General features: G+C 35.6%; 13 protein-coding genes. 5 read left to right on the top strand and 8 right to left on the bottom strand.

The features are described 5' to 3' along the window. Window positions 1–42: 42 nt before the first annotated feature. Window positions 43–3,192 carry a cyclic nucleotide-binding domain-containing protein gene (locus ACQUQZ_RS08875; RefSeq protein WP_435354525.1) on the bottom strand — a complete coding sequence of 1,050 codons (3,150 nt, stop codon included), beginning with the start codon at window positions 3,190–3,192 and terminating at the stop codon, window positions 43–45. 391 nt (window positions 3,193–3,583) lie between these two features. Here ACQUQZ_RS08875 and ACQUQZ_RS08870 point away from each other — a divergent pair, with 391 nt between their 5' ends. The 5 genes from ACQUQZ_RS08870 to ACQUQZ_RS08850 all read left to right on the top strand — a co-directional run bounded on the left by ACQUQZ_RS08870 (window position 3,584) and on the right by ACQUQZ_RS08850 (window position 9,914). Then, window positions 3,584–5,020, top strand: a complete 1,437-nt coding sequence (locus ACQUQZ_RS08870) for an arginine deiminase family protein (RefSeq protein ID WP_435354524.1) — start codon at window positions 3,584–3,586, stop codon at window positions 5,018–5,020. A 137-nt stretch (window positions 5,021–5,157) separates the two neighbouring features. Next, complete coding sequence (gene ctlX / locus ACQUQZ_RS08865) at window positions 5,158–6,087, top strand: citrulline utilization hydrolase CtlX (protein WP_435354523.1); 930 nt, start codon at window positions 5,158–5,160, stop codon at window positions 6,085–6,087. Between the two features lie 89 nt (window positions 6,088–6,176). Beyond that, complete coding sequence (locus ACQUQZ_RS08860; protein ID WP_435354522.1) at window positions 6,177–6,842, top strand: TMEM175 family protein; 666 nt, start codon at window positions 6,177–6,179, stop codon at window positions 6,840–6,842. Window positions 6,843–6,918: 76 nt separating this feature from the next. After that, window positions 6,919–8,316, top strand: coding sequence for an NAD(P)/FAD-dependent oxidoreductase (locus ACQUQZ_RS08855; protein WP_435354521.1), 1,398 nt, complete (start codon window positions 6,919–6,921; stop codon window positions 8,314–8,316). Window positions 8,317–8,378: 62 nt separating this feature from the next. Continuing rightward, window positions 8,379–9,914, top strand: coding sequence for a 4Fe-4S binding protein (locus ACQUQZ_RS08850; RefSeq protein WP_435354520.1), 1,536 nt, complete (start codon window positions 8,379–8,381; stop codon window positions 9,912–9,914). 2 nt (window positions 9,915–9,916) lie between these two features. Here ACQUQZ_RS08850 and deoC read toward each other — a convergent pair whose 3' ends face one another. The 7 genes from deoC to ACQUQZ_RS08815 all read right to left on the bottom strand — a co-directional run bounded on the left by deoC (window position 9,917) and on the right by ACQUQZ_RS08815 (window position 19,033). Beyond that, entirely contained in the window at window positions 9,917–10,585 is a 669-nt protein-coding gene (gene deoC, locus ACQUQZ_RS08845; RefSeq protein ID WP_435354519.1) for a deoxyribose-phosphate aldolase, read from the bottom strand. Between the two features lie 115 nt (window positions 10,586–10,700). Next, window positions 10,701–11,603 carry a histone deacetylase family protein gene (locus ACQUQZ_RS08840; protein ID WP_435354518.1) on the bottom strand — a complete coding sequence of 301 codons (903 nt, stop codon included), beginning with the start codon at window positions 11,601–11,603 and terminating at the stop codon, window positions 10,701–10,703. Window positions 11,604–11,612: 9 nt separating this feature from the next. Next, on the bottom strand, window positions 11,613–12,023 hold the full coding sequence (locus ACQUQZ_RS08835) for a DoxX family protein (RefSeq protein ID WP_435354517.1): 411 nt from the start codon (window positions 12,021–12,023) through the stop codon (window positions 11,613–11,615). Window positions 12,024–12,030: 7 nt separating this feature from the next. Then, on the bottom strand, window positions 12,031–12,264 hold the full coding sequence (locus ACQUQZ_RS08830; protein ID WP_435354516.1) for a DUF4834 domain-containing protein: 234 nt from the start codon (window positions 12,262–12,264) through the stop codon (window positions 12,031–12,033). A 68-nt stretch (window positions 12,265–12,332) separates the two neighbouring features. Beyond that, complete coding sequence (locus ACQUQZ_RS08825; protein ID WP_435354515.1) at window positions 12,333–13,610, bottom strand: TlpA family protein disulfide reductase; 1,278 nt, start codon at window positions 13,608–13,610, stop codon at window positions 12,333–12,335. 269 nt (window positions 13,611–13,879) lie between these two features. Further along, on the bottom strand, window positions 13,880–15,346 hold the full coding sequence (locus ACQUQZ_RS08820; RefSeq protein ID WP_435354514.1) for a rubredoxin: 1,467 nt from the start codon (window positions 15,344–15,346) through the stop codon (window positions 13,880–13,882). A gap of 63 nt (window positions 15,347–15,409) precedes the next feature. Then, window positions 15,410–19,033, bottom strand: a complete 3,624-nt coding sequence (locus tag ACQUQZ_RS08815) for a molybdopterin-dependent oxidoreductase (protein WP_435354513.1) — start codon at window positions 19,031–19,033, stop codon at window positions 15,410–15,412. Window positions 19,034–19,044: the final 11 nt, after the last annotated feature.

The following is a 19,044-nucleotide window of genomic DNA, read 5'->3' as shown; positions in this document are numbered from 1 at the left end:
ACCTTCAAGGTGTGGCACATCTTTATTCAACAAAGCTTGACTCTAAGCCAAACTCCTAATCTTATCATTCTGATTCCGAATGCGTTGGCAGAGAATTCTCAAGACACTTCTTAGAAGTTCATTACGTTCTTCCATCAAATCATAGAAATCTTCTTGGTCAATTCTGAAAAGCAAAACATCGTTTTCGGCAATAGCTGAAGCAGAGCGAGGTTCGGAATCAAGTAAAGCCAATTCACCAAAAACATCTCCTTTGGTGAAAGTAGCCAAAAGCGTTTCATGGTCATAGATACTTACTTCACCTGCATAAATCACATACATACAATGACCTATTTCACCCTTTTTGAAAATTGTTTGCCCTTCTTCAAAAGTAATTTCTCGCATGATGGGCACGATAGAAGTCAGTACATTTTCGGGCGTTTGGGCAAAAAGTTGGGTATTTTTCAGAACAATGACTCGTTCAAGTTCTGAGATAGCCGATGTTTCGTGTGTATGGCTCATTTCTTCAAGGATTATAGTCTTTTCAAATAATGTTTTATTTTTCAGCATCACTTCAGTGGCAACTTCTCTAAAAAGTCTTTTTGAATGATTCAAATAAGGTTCAAAAAGCTTTACTTGATCTTTATTGGCTTGCCACTTTAGCATTGCTTGTGTGATTGTCCAATCACCAAAGTTTTTTTCTCCTTTTTCCAAAACATGTGGAATGATAGGTATTTTCTTTGCTTTTTTGTCAAAATATATATCAAAAACTTCGATTTTTTTATCAATACTCGTATCATCTAAAAGTGCATGAAGACATTTATAAACATTACGAGGGATGATATTATCCAAAATTTCGAGGGCATTGGCTCTTTTTTCACGAGATGAATGCTCCACTCCTAGCATGGCATCTTGTACTGCTTCTTTGTCATACAAAAGCATCAATAAGTAAAAAATTCTACTCGAAGCCTGTCCCAAATCATATTGAATTACTTCATCAGGAAGCACATCAAAGCCATTCAATAATTGATAAACATACTTTAATTCTTTCTGTAAAATATCTTCAAAAAAAGCATTTTCTGGTTGCTCTTTCACATATTGTGTAAGTGCTTTAAGTGCCAACAGTCGAACGTCAAGTGCTTGTGTTTTTACAAAATCTATGAGTAATTTTTCAGTGCCATCGCTTTTATATTTTTCACAAAAAACAATTATTTTTCTTATTAAATATTCATCTTTTGATGACTTCATTTTTTTTATTTCAACAAAAGCATCTTCTTTCAAATTAATCAAAGAATGTAGGGCTTTCTTTCCAAAAACTCTGTCAGGTAATAAATATATCAATTCTTTTATCAAGTCTGGAGTGCCTAAAACACCCGCTGTGTCAGTAGCTTTTTCTCTATTTGTTTTTTGTTGAAAACATGATTTTACAAAACTTCCATAATTGATCAATTTTAAAGCTTTTATTACATCTAAAGCTGCTCCTCTTTCTTGTTTTATATTTGATGTGCAAAGTTCATCTAAACGTTTGTGAGCAATATCAACTGCATTTTTGTTTTGAAAACTACCAATAATTGCACCTTCTAATATGAAAATATCATCTGAATTAAGTAGATTTAGCTGAGCATCATTTGACGACGAACACAAGATTTGAGCAAGCAAAGTTCGGCATTCGGTATTTTGTTCTTTTACTAAATCATCTTTTTGTAAAACCGAAAAATCAAAATCAATTTTTGTTTGATTGATTACTTCTAGTATGCGTAGTCTTACTTTATCTGAAGGGTTTTGCAGTAATTTTGGCACATATTTTTCCAATTTGTGAGTTTGGTATTTCAAAATCCAATCTATTGCACTGATTACTTCTTCGGGGCGTTCACTTTCTATATTTCTCAAAACAACATTCAAGGCATCTCCTTGCATTACCAGCTCATCACTTCGTAAAAAGCGTTTACTTAAAGCTGTTTTTAATTCAATAATATAATGTTCAAAAGCTCTTCCGAGAAAATAAAATGCTACAAATGCAGAAATAACCGTAAAACCAAACTCAATCCAAGTAAATGAAAAATCAAAATAATATTCAGCCAAAAGCAAAATACCAGCAACACCCATGCCTAATGGCTCATAAAAACCTTTGGCAAGTGTATGTCCCTTAAGACGTTGATGGGTAGAAAGTGGTTGAAACATCACCAAAAATACTGGGTCGAAAAGTGTGCGTCGCATCACTTCAAAAAGTAAATAGGCTGCACTAAAATCCATCAAAAGTGAGGCTTCATCGTTCCTAAAAGAAGATAATATCACTAAAATGGATGAGATTATAACAGTTCCTATGGGCAAAAAAAGCAAAGCATTTTTAAGGCCAAATCTATCAATTGCTTTACTTGATAGAATCAATTTGATGAGTGTTGAAATCGTATAGGTAATGGCCAACAAATAACCAACAAATGCAATAATATCATGTTGGCTGTGAAATTTGTACTTCACATTCACAAAGAAATTATACTCAATCCAAGTGGCTGAGGCCGCTACTGCTACCAAGCCTATACACATTTCAAAAACCAAACGACTTCCGCCAAAAAGTTGCTGTATATATTTTGATTGTACATTTTTACGAACCTTTTGCCCGTGAATCAATGGTATTTCGGTAAATTGAAAAGTTAGTTTTTGGGTATAAAAAGCCATCAAAAATGTCACAAAAGCTACAGAAACCAAAATCGCAAGCACCGAGGTTGAATGAATCAGAACCGTTAGAATTGCTCCAATTGCCTTAGCTGGTACATCGCCCGAACCAATGACACTAAATATTTTTTTACTCTGACGGACATCAAAAACAACTGCCGAAACACCCCAAAATTCAAGATTGACTAACAAATAAATAACCCTAAAACCTACCATGATCCCAATAGCCGTAACTATATTATGACTCAAGTATAAAATCGCCACCATTATCAATGATAAAACCAAAACAGCTAAAAGTACACGACTACTTAATTTTTGAAGCAGAAAATGATGTTCATAATATTCGTAGATTTTACCAACACCCATCATAGCAATTGTAGAAAATATATAGGCGATAGGTAACGAAAATTCAGGGTGATTTTCGAGCAGAATGATATTGGCCGAAACGTAAACCAAGACTGTTCCGATGCTGATAAAGAAATTATGAAAAAAGAATAAAATTAATTGCGATTGCTCTTTATTTCGAGTAAAAAATTTAGCCATTGTAGGTTTGAAATGTGAACACTGCAATTTAGGAATTTTGCTTGAAAAACTTTTGAAATAGCTTAATGATTTGTAATATTGCAAACAAAAATGGCAATCTCTCAAAAACATAGTGCAAAAAATAGCTATCAGCTAATTAAAATTTGTAGTGAAAATCCTACAAACCTCTATCGCCATTTCTGTAAGCCTCATCGAATCACGATTTCTTTCTTTCAATTGCTTGCCTTTATGGCAAATTTTGGGTTTTACTAATTTTTGAAGCTTTTAGCCATTAGCCGTTAGCTTTTCGCTTTCGGAACTATTCCCTTTTTATTTCAAGGAATTTTAAAACTTTCAGTTATAAATCATCAAAGCTAATAGCTAAATGCTAATGGCTAACCGCAAAAATATCATGAGCAATAATATATTTGTATCTTCTGAAGTAGGCACTTTGCGTCGCCTCATCATTCATAGCCCCGACAGTGGTTTGGGCAAAGTTGTACCATCAAAAGCCCAAGATTGGCTTTTTGAAGACATCGTTCATCTCGAAACTATGCGACGAGATGAGTATGACTATTACGTAAAAATCCTATTATACTTCCTTGATAGTGAGAAAGTTAAGGGAAAACTCAAACGTATTGATGCCGATAAAACAAGGGATTTTTATAAGCCTGGCAACAAAAAATACTTCAACTCTGATAAAGTTGTTGAGTTTGAAAAATTACTTTCTGATATTCTTAGGATTGGCTCTGTTCGTACACAACTTATTGCAGCAGTTTGTGCAGTCGAAGAATGTTCGTTTCAATACCAAAGCGACATGTCTAAAATGGCAATCGTTGATTTAGCTAAAGTATTGATAACAGGCATATTACCTAATAACAAAATGCTTTTTCCACCGATTCCAAACTTGATTTTCACCCGTGATATTGGTATTGTGGTAAATGAGCATCTATTACTCAATAAGCCTGCCAAATATGCTCGCACAAGAGAATCTCTTTTGGCTAAATATATCTTCTTTAATCACCAAATGTTTAAGGATTTACAAGGAAAAATCATTGAGATTACTGAGGATGAAAATCATTTTTTGCTTCCCGAAGAAGAACAAGAAGGCCGACTAAATACCCTCGAAGGTGGTGATGTTATGATGGTTGCACCTAATCATTTGTTGATTGGTGTCAGCGAACGTACGTCTGTTGAAGCAGCTCGCCAAGCTATTGATTTACTTTTTGCAAAAAATGTTGTACAGAAAGTTACGATTGTAAAAATTCCACAAAAACGTGACTATATGCACATAGATACTGTGTTTACGCAAATCAAACGCAATGTTTGGGTACTACTTGGCTCACTTGGCAGAATTCAAGAAGAAGCAGAAAAACAATCTATTTGGGAAGAATTAGGACAACAACCAAGCTATGAAGCCTTGACTATCAAGCAATTTATCAACAAAGAAGAAGGTGTCAAAGTAAAAGATTTTGCTAATTTAGAAGATTTGCTTTCATCTATTACAAAAGATGACTTGAATTGTTATGATGATATAAAGTTTGTATATTCGGGCAATAATCAGTTCCCTTACGGAGCAAGAGAGCAATGGACAGATTCGTGTAATTTATTGGTAGTAAAAGAAGGTATTGCTATCGGTTATGACCGAAATGATAAAACCGCAGAAGCCTTTAGAAATGCAGGTTTTCAAACCATAAAAGCAGCCGAATTGCTTGAAAAGTTTGAAAGAAATGAGCTTTCACCGGAAACTTTAACCGATACTATCATCATGCTACCATCAGCCGAGCTTTCAAGAGCAAGAGGTGGCTCGCACTGTATGAGTATGCCGATATTTAGAGAGCTATTTTAAATGAGTGATTGTGTGGTTTAGTGAATGAGTGATTTAATACTAAACTCAAGCGAAATAATTGTGAAGTATAAAATCACTCATTCACAAATCACTCATTCACCAAATTATTATTCACTAAATCACTCATTCGAAAAACTATGCAAGCACAAACCACTTCCAATATACTGATGATTCGGCCTGTAAATTTTGCTTTTAATGAGCAAACTGCCGAAAGTAATGCTTTTCAAGACATCAAATCAAAGTCTTGGACACATAGTGTTACACAACAAGACGCTCTTCAAGAATTCGATGCAATGGTGAACCAATTGCGTTCTACTGGCGTAAACGTCATCGTTTATGACGATACGCCTGAGCCTCACACGCCTGACAGCATTTTCCCAAATAACTGGATTTCATTTCATCATAGCGGTAAGATTTGTTTGTACCCAATGCAAGCCGAAAACCGTCGTTTGGAACGTAGAAACGACATCATTGATGATTTACGCAAAAGTTTTCATGTAGAAGTTGTCTTGGATTTTACACATTTCGAAAAAGAAGGTAAATTTCTCGAAGGTACTGGTAGTATGGTACTTGATCGTATGCACCGAGTTGCATATGCGTGTATTTCGCCAAGAACCAATCCTGATGTTCTTGATGCTTGGGCAAAACAAATGAGGTATCAATTAGTTAAATTTACTTCCGTTGACACACATGGAAAGGAAGTTTATCATACCAATGTGGTGATGTGTATTGGTGATACATTTGCAGTGGTATGCCTTCATTCAATTCCTGATTTAGATGAACGACTGATGGTAAAAGAAGCTTTGGAAAGTACAGGGAAGCAAGTAATCGAGATAAGTTTAGAGCAAATGAATAATTTTGCAGGAAATATGCTCTTGGTTAGAAATAAAAAAGGATATCATATATTGGTAATGTCCACCTCAGCTTTTGAATCACTCACTCACTCACAGAAAATTGAATTAGAAGAGTATGCTGCCTTACAGCATTTCGACCTTACTATGATTGAAACTTGTGGAGGTGGCTCGGCTCGTTGTATGATGGCAGAAGTGCATTTGCCTGAGAAATAATATCGTAACACAATTCTCCGAATTGTGCAAAGGAGACAATTCAGAGAATTGTGCTACATTTATTTACTTATAAAATTGTCTGACAAAAAATGGAAGAAAAAAATCTACAACTTGAGCGACTTGTATTTTTTAGTGATGCAATTGTGGCAATTGCCATTACACTGTTGGCTTTAGATATTAGAATCGAACGCCCGATTAGTGGGCATCTGAGTTTTGCTGATATTGGAGACAAATGGCAAACTTTTGCAGCATTTTTTCTGTCATTTATTAATATTGCCAATTATTGGAAAACACATCATACTTTTTTTGTTCACATAAAGAAAATTGACGAGAAACTCCTTTGGCTCAATATTTCTTGGTTGTTTTTTATTGTTTTAATTCCTTTTTCCACATCTTTAGTGAGTGGTTATTTTTTTGATACGCCTGCAATTTTCATTTATAGCCTTAATTTATTATTTGTCTCTATTTTTCAAAATAATATCTGGGATACTGCCTCTTTTGCTGGCTTTATAAGCCAAAACACTAAAGATAATATGACTATTTCACATATTCCGATAAGGCTTTATTGTAATTTAGACATGATAAACTGTCTAATCGCCATTGGGCTTTCATTTTTTAGCCCAGTTACAGCATTTATTTTACTTTTCACCAAACTCCCTCTAATAATATTAGCAAGGTTGTATTATTTACCTAAAAGTATCCAACAAATTAAACTTAAAAAGAGTATCATCAACAAAAAAATCAACTCAGAGTAATTCATTTGGTCAGTTGGCTGACAATTTCACTTGTAGAAGTTCTCTAATTTTACAACATCATTCAAAAATTAGCCTTATGCAGCACGTCGTCATTATCGGAAATGGCATCAGTGGTATCACAGCCGCCCGTCATATCAGAAAACAATCTGATTGCAAAATCACTGTCATTTCAGGCGAAACTGAACATTTTTTCTCACGTACGGCTCTCATGTATGTCTATATGGGACACATGAAATTTGAACATACCAAACCTTATGAAGATTGGTTTTGGGAGAAAAATCGTATAGAATTGAAGCGTGCGTGGGTAAAAACGATTGATTTTGATGAAAAAAAACTCTATTTCAGCGTGCCAATTGATGAGGATAAAGATGCAAAAATAGGTGGTTCGATAAGTTACGACAAACTCATATTTGCATTGGGTTCGACATCCAACAAATTTGGTTGGAAAGGACAAAATCTAAAAGGTGTACAAGGACTTTATAGCTATCAAGATTTAGAAAGTTTAGAAACCTTAACTCCCAGCATCAAAAAAGCAGTCATTGTTGGCGGTGGTTTGATTGGCGTAGAATTGGCAGAAATGCTTCATTCGAGAGGAATCGAGGTGACATTTTTGGTGCGAGAAAGTAGTTTTTGGAATGCCGTAATGCCTCCCGAAGAATCTGCATTAATTTCAAGACATATTGCAGAAAACCATATAAATCTGCAATTTTCGAGTGAATTAGATGAAATAATTGGCGATGAAAACGGTCAAGTAAAAGCCATTAAAACAAAATTAGGAGAGGAAATCGAATGCCAATTTGTAGGTTTAACAGTTGGTGTAAGTCCAAATATTGGTTTATTGAAGCTACCACAAGGCAATATGATTGGTCGAGAAAAACCTGCATTTGTTTTAGGTGTTGGTGGAATAAAACTCAATCGTGGAATTTTAGTGAATGAATATTTAGAAACAAATATTGCAGATGTTTATGCCATTGGTGATTGTGTAGAGCATGAAAATCCGCCAAAAGACCGTAAAAATTTAGAGCAAATTTGGTACACAGGTCGCATCATGGGTGAAACTGTAGCACGTACAATTTGTGGAAAACGGACTAAATATCAACCAGGAATATTTTTTAATTCTGCCAAATTCTTCGACATCGAATATCAAACGTATGGACAAGTGCCTGCCATACTTCCCGACGATTCAAAAACATTTTATTGGGAACACGCTTCTGGAAGATTATGTGTAAGAATAAACTATAGCATTGATAATCAGTCAGTTACGGGCATAAATACTTTCGGAATTAGAATGCGACACGAAGTTTGGGACGAATGGATTTCGTCAGGTAAAAACATTCAGTATGTTTTAGAAAACCTTCCAAAAGCCAATTTTGACCCTGAATTTTTCAAACAATATGAATCAGAAATATTGGAAAAATACAATGCAGAAACTGGAAATAATCTAAAATTAAAGTCAAAAAAAGGAATTTTCTAAATTACCATCTCTCGGGCGACCCCGTCGTAAATCGTCATTCGTAAATCGTAAATCTTATACCCATGCTACAAAAACTCGGACTCTTTATTTTCGTTGCCGCATTCGGACTGTTTATCGGCACTTTGGGCATGAATAATTATGTGCTAACATTTGAAGTTTTAGAGAAAAATTTCAAAGACGATGCTTTAGTTGATGTAAAAATAGAATTGGCATCAATGATTGACCAAAGCTACTCAAACGCTTATACTTTTACAGCAGAATTATCCGAAGGTATAAATCAACTCAATAAGGTCTATAATGCTCAACAAGCATGGGATAAAAAGATTTATGAAGATACAATCTTATCAATCGTAAAAGCATCAGCAAGTGGCTATTTAGCTGATAACAAAGGCATTATGTTTTTATTAACTTTCGGTATGGCAATTTTAGGTGCTTTACTTTTTATTCTTCCCGAAAGTCAAAAACCAGCAGGGATTAAAAATAATGGTATCTACTCTAACCCTGCGATGAATCGCAAATGGCTCGGTATTATAATTGGCACTTTTTTGATATTATTCTACATCGTTCTTTATTTTAAACCTCAATACATTGCCAATTGGACAATGCTGGTTGACCCAGTGAGTAAACTCATTAATGGAGGAGAAGCAAGTCGCTGGTTTATGTACGGCTTTCTTTATACGATTTCTGTTTTGGTGATGGGAATTCGCTATATTATTAAATACCGTCATTCTAAATATCAGATAATCAGAACTTTATCTATCATGTTTTTTCAAACTTGCATTGCTTTCATTTTACCAGAAATCATGTCAAATTTGAATCTTCCTTCGGCAGATTTAAAAAATATGTGGCCGCTCGACTACTCATTTTTCTTCAATTATCGACTTGATAAACTCATTGCTGGCGGCACATTTGGTATCTTTTTGTTGGTTTGGGGAGTTGTACTTTTTGTAGTTGGCGTACCTGTAATGGTTTACTTTTTTGGGAAACGTTGGTACTGTTCGTGGGTTTGCGGTTGTGGAGGCTTGGCAGAGACGTTAGGCGACCCATTCAGACAACTTTCTGATAAATCATTGAAAGCTTGGAAGGTTGAACGTTACCTCATTCATGGCGTATTAGTCTTCGCAATTATTATGACCATTGGCGTGCTTTATACTTACTTTACTGGTAGTTACAATTTACTCGGTTTTATACCAACTGAATGGCTAAAATCAAGCTATGGCTTTCTAATTGGCTCAATTTTTTCTGGGGTTGTAGGTACTGGATTTTATCCATTAATGGGGAATAGGGTTTGGTGTCGATTTGGTTGCCCATTAGCCGCTTATCTTGGAATAATACAAAGGTTCAAATCAAAGTTTAGAATTACGACCAATGGTGGGCAATGTATTTCTTGCGGAAATTGTTCAACACATTGCGAAATGGGCATTGATGTGCGAGCTTATGCTCAAAAAGGACAAGATATTGTTCGTTCGTCTTGTGTAGGTTGTGGTGTTTGTTCAGCCGTTTGTCCACGTGGAGTTTTGAATCTCGAAAATGCCGAAACAGGTACAAGAGTAATGATTGCTCCTGATGTTTTGTTGGGGAATTTGATGGAAAAGTAAAATCAATACCCACTATACCCAACTCCTCCACTCACAATAGCAACACCTGATGAAGTACCCAATCGAGTGGCACCTGCTTCGATGAAAGCTGTTGCTTGTTCATAAGTCTGAATTCCACCTGATGCTTTGATTTGAATATTATTTGGTAATACTTCTCGCATGAGCTTCACTTGCTCTAAATCAGCTCCTTTATTGGCAAAACCAGTTGAAGTTTTTACAAAATCGGCTCCGGCTTCTTCACATATTTCGCAAGCAATCCTGATGTCAAAATTATCTAAATAAGCGGTTTCGATGATCACTTTTAAAAGAGCATTTTGACTATGTGTTAAATCAGTTAGTAACTTTATTTCTTGCTTCACAGTCTTATAAGCCATTGATTTAAAGGCACTTATATTCATTACCATATCTAATTCATCCGCACCATCTTGCAAGGCTTTTTGTGCTTCTTCAATTTTCACTTTGGTTGTTTGATACCCCAAAGGAAATCCAATCACAGTACAAACTTTGGCATCGCTGTATTCCAACAGTTCTTTTACAAATGCTACATAATAAGGCGGCACACAGGCTGAATAAAAACTGTTTTGATAAATTTCCTCACATAATTTCCGAAAATCCATTTCGGTAGCAGTGGGTTTTAAGAGCGTATGGTCGATGTATTTGGATAAATTCATTTTATGATTTAGTGATTTGTGATTGAGTGAATGAGTGATTTTTGAGCTATTAATTTACTAATAAGTGATAAAATTACCTATCCACTCAATCACAAATCACTCATTCACTCAATTTTCAAAAGTACATTTTTTCTGCTAAACGAAAAGTATTACAATGAGCTTCTACGATTTCAGCAATACGTGGAGAATAACCTCCACCCATAGTAACAACTATTGGGATTTTATTTTTAATTGCTTGTTCAAAAACAAATTCATCTCGCCGACGGCAAGCTTCCATCGAAACTTTTAGCTTTCCTAATTTATCCGAAGCTAAAATATCAACACCAGAAATATAGAAAACGAATTGAGGTTTCTCTTGTTCTATTAAGCGTGGCAAAGTGTCATACAGAAGGCTTAAATATTGTTCATCTTCGCAATAAGTTGGCAGTTCAATATCCAAATCTGAGATTTCTTTTTTCAATGGATAATTTTCTTTTCCGTGCATCGAAAAAGTAAAAACTCGTGGCTCATGTTGAAAAATGACCGCCGTTCCATTGCCTTGATGCACATCTAAATCAACAATTAAAATCTTATTAACTATCTGATTTTCAAGCAAATAGTGCGAAGCCACAGCTACATCGTTCAATAAACAAAAACCTTCACCTTTATCGGCATAAGCGTGGTGAGTTCCTCCAGCAATGTTCATTGAAATGCCAAATTCTAAGGCAAAATGACAACAATCAATTGTTCCTTGTGTGATAATCAGTTCTCGCTTAACCAACATTTCAGAAACAGGAAAACCGATTCGACGCTCCATTTTCGGGTCGACGCTAAGGTTAATTAAATCATAGAAATATTTTTCTTGATGCACGCCTAAAACCCAATGTTTATCAACTTCGGTTGGAGAAAAAAAGTTTTCTTCAGTACAAGTTCCTTCATAAATAAGTTGTTCGGGGATCAACTCATATTTCATCATTGGGAAACGATGTCCTTCGGGAAGAGGATGCTTATAAATTGGATTAAAAGCTATTTTAAGCATGAATCTTAATCAAAATATACGAGCATCTAATGAATATTTTCCAGCACCAGTTAGAAAGATGGAAATGTAGGCCAATAAGTATAACAAAGCATGTTCTTTATCTCCAAGTGGGTCATTTCCGTGAATCACAAAGGCAATAATTGCCATACAAACAATCAGAACAAGCAATGCAGGACGAGTAAAAAGCCCTAAAAGGAGTAAGATTGAGCAAAAGAATTCCGCAAAAACAGTAAGTCCATGTGAAACCATGGGAGTTACATGCAATGGGTCAGGGAAATCATGGTGGCCTGCCAAAAATTCCTGTAATTTATCATAGCCATGTGGAATCAATAAGAGAGCAAGACCAACTCGTAAAATTAATATGGCTAAACTCGCTTGATTAGATAAAACGCTTGGCGACAAATATTTACCAAACGTCATTTTTTTTCTATTTAACTTCCTCATAATCAACGTATTGACCTCCGTCAGAACCTTTGTTTTTTGAATTGGAATTTGGGGTTTTTACTTTTATTTCTCCTTCTTTACCACGTTCTTTTTCCATAAAATCGTTGTAACGTTTTTGTTGTTTGGCAATCTGATTTCCTACCAAAAGATTAAATAAGAAAGAGCGAATAGCAGGAACAAAGGCTATTGCTAAAAGAATTAATATGATGTATTTCATTGAATTAGAATTTAAAAGAACAAGCAAAGTTAAATAAAATATTGCTTCACAAAAAAATAAAAACTTTACTACTCACTAAGTTTTAACAATAACTCTAATGTTTCAGGATTACTCGGACGTGGAGCATCTGGACGCACGATTGTACCATTTTTATCAATAATCATATAACGAGGAATACTATTGATTTGGTATTTTTGACTAACACTTGAACCAAAACCACCATTTGAAATGCCGTGGTCGCCGTTGTCAAGTTTTAGATTGTCGACTGCATTTTTCCAGTTAGTTGGGTCTTCGTCTATCGAAATATACAAGAAAACAATGTTTTTCTTTTGTTTTTCAGTAAAACCTTCGTGCATTTTCTTCGAATAAGGGAATTCTCCACGACAAGGACCACACCAGCTTGCCCAAAAATCGACATAAACTACCTTGCCCTTATATTTTGCAAAATTAAATTGTTTGCCATCAAGCCCTGTCAAAACTGGATAATCGCCACCGAGTGGTAATTTATCTTTACTATCGTCTTTCTTTTTAGCTACTTCTTCTTTTTTATTGAGGGTTTCTTTGCAATGCTCAAAAAGTAAGTTTCTGTAATTATTCGCTTCTAATTGGCTAATCCAAAACTTAGCCGACGAAGCAGTAATTCTTCCACAATTATCATAGATTAATTTGGTTAAAGTATAGTCTAACACTTGCCCTTTAAGATATTTTTGAGCGACATTTCCTTTATCGGTAATGGCTTTTACTTGGTCGGCATACTTGACAAATTTCTGTTCTTGTGAGTTGAAATAAGTGATAAAAAACGGCAGAAAATCTCGATAACTCTCTGATAATAAAGCACTTTCATCATTTATTTTTTGAGGATCAAGAGCCTCTGTCATTACAGTAGGAAGCGAAACGACTCTTGTTAGTTTGGTATCAAGATTACTACGAATGATTGAATAGGAAAGCAATAAATGCCAATAATTCCATCGGATATTACTTTCAACTAATTTTTGAAATTCAGGCGAAAGTTTATCAAAATTTGGATAGTTTTTTAAGAAAGCTAATTGGCTTTTTCTCTCATCATAGAGTCTCATTTCCCAGTCATCTACATTGGCGGTCAATAATTGTTTGTAGCGAATTTCTTTTTCGAATGTATCAGGAAATTTTTTATTAAATTCAGTCAAAAAGGCTTGACTTTCAGGAGCTTGTATTAAATCAGCAGCTTTTTTGACAATTTCAGCATTGCCATATTGAACAAATATATCAACACTATCAGGTTTTGAGAAGCCAATAATCGGGCGGCGTTCCGCTTGGGAAAAAGAAATGACTGGAAATAGCAGTAAAAAAATAAAATTCTTCAACATAGTTTTGTCAGTTTGTTTTTATCTACAAAACTAACGAAAATTGATGCCAAAGAATTCTTTTGTTTGGAAGAAAATACAAAAATAGCTTAGTCAAAAATCCCGTCAGGGATTCAACATCGGTAGAAAACAATATATATAATTAGTTTTTCATGCCGTAGGTATGAAACAATTACACGAATGTATCATTCCTACGGCATGAAATTTCTCGCTCACTTTTTCTACTACCAATATTAAATCCCTAACGGGATTTGATATAATAAAACTAAAGATTATATACTTACATTTTCTACCTCAATGACTTTAAAATCTTTTTTCTCGGCCTCACAAGTTGGACAAACATAACTTGCTGGGAGTTTTGAAAAAGGTACTCCAGCAGGAATATTATTGAGTAAATCGCCAAAATCAGCATCATAAATCGTAAAACAATGTTTGCACTGATGCACTTTCTTAGTACTCGGACGAACCACTTCATTCTCTTTATGGTCATCACGTAAGCCCGCCGCTTTGATGGCATTTTCAGCGGTCATTTTGTTGTACTTCAACACACTTCGACGTAATTGTTCATCTAAATTTATTCTCAAAATACTCGTTTCAAAATACTTTTTTGTACGACCATTTGGGTTAAAATCTTCGGTGTATGAAATATCATAAACAAAGTGCAAAGGTATAAAATTAAATAATTTGAAACGGCGACGTTGTACCATTATGGAAGCATAAACTTCTGTTCTTGGACGAGTTTTTATACCAAAACATAAGCCAAAAGTTCGCAAATCTATCTTATCAAAAGTTTCTACCAAGCTCAGTTTTAGTCGCAAAGCGTCGTCCGAATCATCTTCGACTTGCCAGTTGAGTTCATTAGCTGCATGTCGAACATTGATATTGAATTCTGATAAAATATTACTCCACTTTCCTCTATTTTTTTCATCTATCCCTTTGATAATCAATGACTTAAAAGGAGTTAAACAAATCTCACCAATTTTAGTTTCTTGACATAATTCACAAAGTTTTATCAGGAATTTCACGTTAAAATATTCGTTTCGACGATAGATTCCAAGCCAAGTTTTTTTACCATAACGATTGAAACCTTCGTAATAAGGCAAAGTGAATTTGGCAGGTTCAAGTTCCGTTTCTTTGGGAAGCGAAATCAAAGAAGGAATGCTTGAAAATAAGGTTTCGATATTTTCAGCATACGAATTTTCTTCTTCTAAAATCTGCCCTTCCAACAGTTTACAAAGCTTCGGAATTTCATTTGAAAAAATGAGTTTATCGAAACTAAAAACTTTATTGGTCTTAGGTAATCTGATATACAAATACCAAAAATTGGGATTTGTGGAGGCAATAAAATTAAGATGTCCCGAAAAATAAGGTGTAAAACTCTGCTGATTGTCCGAAAGATTGATTTTGAGTTTCGATTTATAGTCGAATAAATCAAGAATATCTTTATAAATTCCCTCGGTAAGCCAGTTCCCTTTTTGGAAAACTTCTTCAGCTACATAAGAACTAATAATGTTAGGATATTCGTTTGTATCTGATTGAAAATCAATGCTTTGCGTAATCATTTTCTGCTCAAAAGTTCGGGCAAAAGGATGTGGCAAATGTAAAATCAGTTGCTGACGAAGCCCAAAACGCACCTCATCAACCTGCGATTCTTGAGCCGCCTGCAAAATAAATTTCAATTCTCCAGGTGAAGCAATGCCACCTTTGAAGTTTATTCGTATGGTATAAAAATCTTTCATGACCCCCACCGATTCGTCGGCCCGTCCCCTAAAGGGGAGTTTTGTTTAAAGTTTAATTACAATTTATGCCACCACCAACTCCTCTTTCCCTACATTTTCCAAAATCATTCTCACTTCTGGTCGGCAACTTCCGCAGCCTGTTCCTGCTCCTGTATTTTGACAAAGTTGAGCTAAATCCCTGCATCCACCTTTGATAGCATTTTCAAGATTTCCTTGCCCAACACTATTGCACGAACAAACCAATTTACCCAAAACTGGCTCAGATTGTTTACCCGAACGTAATAAAGCCAAGCGTTTTTCTGACAATTCGATGCCATTAGCAATCAAATCTCTAAATTCTAAAAACTCTGATTTATCGCCAATCAAAATTGCACCAACCAAGCGGTCATTATAAATGATACATTTTTTATAATAATGTTTGGCTTTATCAATAAATGTAACTTCCTCATAATCAGCACTTCCCGAAGGAATTTCAATCACCCCAAGCGAACAAAGATTGAGTCCGTGCATTTTCAAAAGGTTCATTGAAAGACTTCCTTTGTAGGCACTTGACAAATCTCCAGCCAAGAATTTTGCTACGATTTCAGCTTGTTGCTCAGCGGCGGCGGTAATTCCCCACATTTGTTTTTTCCATTCGGCAATTTCGCCACAAGCAAAAATATCGGGGTCAGAAGTTTGCAAATAATCATTTACTTCAACTCCCCTATTGCATTGTAAACCTGCTTCACGTGCCAATTGAATGGTTGGAACAGTTCCAGCCGCCACAATAATGGCATCACAATCCAATTTTTGACCAGATTTTAGTCGAATTCCTTCTATTTTTTCAGTTCCGTAAAACTGTTCAACCTCATCATTATAATATACTTCTATGCCACGAGCTACGATCTCTTCGTGCAGAATATCACTACCCAATGGGTCGAGTTGTCTATCCATAAATCGTCCAATACGTTGAACAACTGTAACATTTATGCGGTCCGCCGCCCGATTCATTTCTCGCAAAGAAGCGGCCATTTCAAGTCCTAAAAGCCCACCACCGACGATAACAACATGTCCATTTTTTCTCAAAAACGGTTGTAATGTATCTGCATCCAATCTGCTACGCATGTTGAATATACCTGCCATTCTTGGGAAATTTTTTGGCATAAATGCTTGACTTCCCATGCCCAAAAATAGCTTATCATAACTATGCTCATTTCCCAAATCATCGACTACAACTTTGTTTTTTCGGTCGATATGATTGATACCGATTGCTTTATGAACCTTGATATTATTTTCGGTAAATTGGTCCTCTCGCAATTTGACCAATTGCTCCCAAGATTGCGTACCACTGATATAATCTGGTAACATTACACGGTTATAAAAAGGATAAATTTCCTTTGAAAATACTTCAATATCATCAGTTTGATTGAGTTTTCGGTAAGCTGAAATAAAGCCCAAACCCGCAGAACCTGCCCCGATAATGATTATTTTCTCTTTCGGTTTTACGTATTTTGTCACTTCGACTACGGAAAACTTAAAATCTGGTTCTTTTGAACGAGCATCAACCAAATTACTGGTCAAATTATTAGCTCTCCCAAAATCATTGCCTAAAACCCTACCCCAGTGCATGGGGAGGAAAACATTTCCTTGTTTTACTTCATCTGTAATTTTGGCTTTTACTCTTACATCGCCTCTTTTTCCTTGAATAACTACAATTTCATCGTTTGAAATATTGCGTTTCTTAGCATCTTTTGGATGAATTTCTAAATATGGAATGGGCAAATGTTGATTCAATTTATTGACTCTTGCCGTCTTTGTCATTGTATGCCACTGGTCACGAATGCGACCCGTAAGCAAAATCAAAGGAAAATCTTTGGTGAGTTTTTCTGAAAGATTTTCATCAGGAACAGCATGAATTTTTGCTCGCTTGTTGGGAGTGTAAAATTCTCCACGTTCAAAAAGTCTTGAAGTACCGAGGTTTAATGATGTGTGATGAGTGATGAGTGATGAATTTTTATTTGGACTTTCCGTAAAATTTTGTTTGGAATTAACTTCTTCCAACTCATCACTCATCACTTTTAACTCATCATTCTTATAAGGCCACTGTACTGTCGTTTCCTTCAACAACTCATAGCTTACCCCTGTAATATCAATATTTGTTCCTTTGGTAGTTTCGGTAAACTCTCTATAGATTTCGCCGAAATTATTGTAGTTAAATTTATCACCCCAACCCATTTTTTTTGCAAAACGGCAAATAATTTCAGCATCGGGAAGTGCTTCTCCAGGAGCATCAATTACCTTATTTAAATAAGTAATTCGTCTTTCGGCATTGGTCATTGTACCTTCTTTTTCTGCCCAAGCAGCAGCAGGAAGCACCACATCGGCAAAATTGATCGTTTCGGCACGGTTAGAAACATCTTGTACGACAACAAATTTGGCATTTTTCAAAGCCAATTCAGCCATACGAGAATCAGGAATACTTACCATTGGATTTGTACAAATAATCCATATCGCTTTGAGTTTTCCTTCTTCCAAACTTTTAAACATTTCTGTGGCCGTCAAACCAATTTTGTCTGAAATGGTTGTTCCTCCCCAAAATTCTTCCATTTCAAGGCGATGAATTGGATTGGTAATTTCTCGGTGCGAAGCAAGCATATTTGCTAAACCACCAACTTCTCGTCCACCCATTGCATTGGGTTGACCAGTCAGTGAAAATGGGCCATTGCCTACTTTCCCAATTTTTCCTGTAATCAGACTCAAATTGATGAGCGAAAGATTTTTGTTTACGCCAATCACTGATTGATTCAAACCCATTGTCCACATCGAAAGGAAACCTTTGGCTTTTGCTATCAAAGTGGCCGTTTTTGTAATCAATTTTTCATCAACTCCACATATTTCGGCCGATTCGGTAAGTGTTCTTTCAAAAACTTTTGTTTTATATTCTTCAAAACCATCGGTATGATTTTGTACAAAATCATTATCAATCCAATTATTTTCAATCAAAATTCGCCCAATAGCATGATTTAAGGTAATATCGGTGCCGGGATTTATTTGTAAATGAATATCTGATGAAGTTGCAGTTTGCGTACGACGTGGGTCAACAGTAATGATTTTCACATTTGGGTTGGCTGCTTTGTGGGCTTCTACTCTTCGCCAAATAATTGGGTGACACCAAGCAGGATTTGCACCTTCAACCAAAATACAGTCTGATTGCTCAATATCATCATAACAAACAGGTACAGAATCTTCACCCAAAGACAATTTATAACCAACCACCGCCGACGACATACAAAGGCGAGAATTGGTATCAATATTATTGGAGCCAATAAAGCCTTTCATTAGCTTATTCCACAAATAATATTCTTCAGTAAGACATTGCCCAGAAACATAAAAACCAACAGAATCAGGGCCATATTTCTTGATAAAAGTCTTGAAAATAGCGGCAGTACGCTCCAAAGTCTCGTCCCAAGTGCTGCGTTGCATGGGCATACTTCGGTTCATTCGCATCTGCGGATAAAGCAAACGGTCAGATTTATCATTCACAGTATAATGCAAATTCATACCTTTCGAGCAAAGCATACCTTTATTGACAGGGTGGTCTTTGTCACCCTCAATCGAGATTTTGCCATTGCCTAAATCTGTTGCCACAATTCCGCATCCCACGCCACAATAGCAACAAGTGGTTTTATATGTTTTTTGACTATTCATTGTCAATCATT

Origin of the sequence: Emticicia sp. SJ17W-69, assembly GCF_051209875.1 — a bacterium.
Classification (GTDB): Bacteria; Bacteroidota; Bacteroidia; order Cytophagales; family Spirosomataceae; genus Emticicia.
The sequence above is the reverse complement of the archived record's forward strand: the minus strand, read 5'-3'. Positions and strand labels throughout refer to the sequence as shown.

What these genes read in the sequence shown, in the direction of transcription:
- ACQUQZ_RS08820 (WP_435354514.1), bottom strand. Translation starts at nt 15,346, where the DNA reads ATGAAAGATTTTTATACCATACGAATAAACTTCAAAGGTGGCATTGCT.
- ACQUQZ_RS08840 (WP_435354518.1), bottom strand. Translation starts at nt 11,603, where the DNA reads ATGCTTAAAATAGCTTTTAATCCAATTTATAAGCATCCTCTTCCCGAA.
- ACQUQZ_RS08830 (WP_435354516.1), bottom strand. Translation starts at nt 12,264, where the DNA reads ATGAAATACATCATATTAATTCTTTTAGCAATAGCCTTTGTTCCTGCT.
- ACQUQZ_RS08870 (WP_435354524.1), top strand. Translation starts at nt 3,584, where the DNA reads ATGAGCAATAATATATTTGTATCTTCTGAAGTAGGCACTTTGCGTCGC.
- ACQUQZ_RS08835 (WP_435354517.1), bottom strand. Translation starts at nt 12,023, where the DNA reads ATGACGTTTGGTAAATATTTGTCGCCAAGCGTTTTATCTAATCAAGCG.
- ACQUQZ_RS08855 (WP_435354521.1), top strand. Translation starts at nt 6,919, where the DNA reads ATGCAGCACGTCGTCATTATCGGAAATGGCATCAGTGGTATCACAGCC.
- ACQUQZ_RS08875 (WP_435354525.1), bottom strand. Translation starts at nt 3,192, where the DNA reads ATGGCTAAATTTTTTACTCGAAATAAAGAGCAATCGCAATTAATTTTA.
- ACQUQZ_RS08815 (WP_435354513.1), bottom strand. Translation starts at nt 19,033, where the DNA reads ATGAATAGTCAAAAAACATATAAAACCACTTGTTGCTATTGTGGCGTG.
- ctlX (WP_435354523.1), top strand. Translation starts at nt 5,158, where the DNA reads ATGCAAGCACAAACCACTTCCAATATACTGATGATTCGGCCTGTAAAT.
- ACQUQZ_RS08850 (WP_435354520.1), top strand. Translation starts at nt 8,379, where the DNA reads ATGCTACAAAAACTCGGACTCTTTATTTTCGTTGCCGCATTCGGACTG.
- ACQUQZ_RS08825 (WP_435354515.1), bottom strand. Translation starts at nt 13,610, where the DNA reads ATGTTGAAGAATTTTATTTTTTTACTGCTATTTCCAGTCATTTCTTTT.
- ACQUQZ_RS08860 (WP_435354522.1), top strand. Translation starts at nt 6,177, where the DNA reads ATGGAAGAAAAAAATCTACAACTTGAGCGACTTGTATTTTTTAGTGAT.
- deoC (WP_435354519.1), bottom strand. Translation starts at nt 10,585, where the DNA reads ATGAATTTATCCAAATACATCGACCATACGCTCTTAAAACCCACTGCT.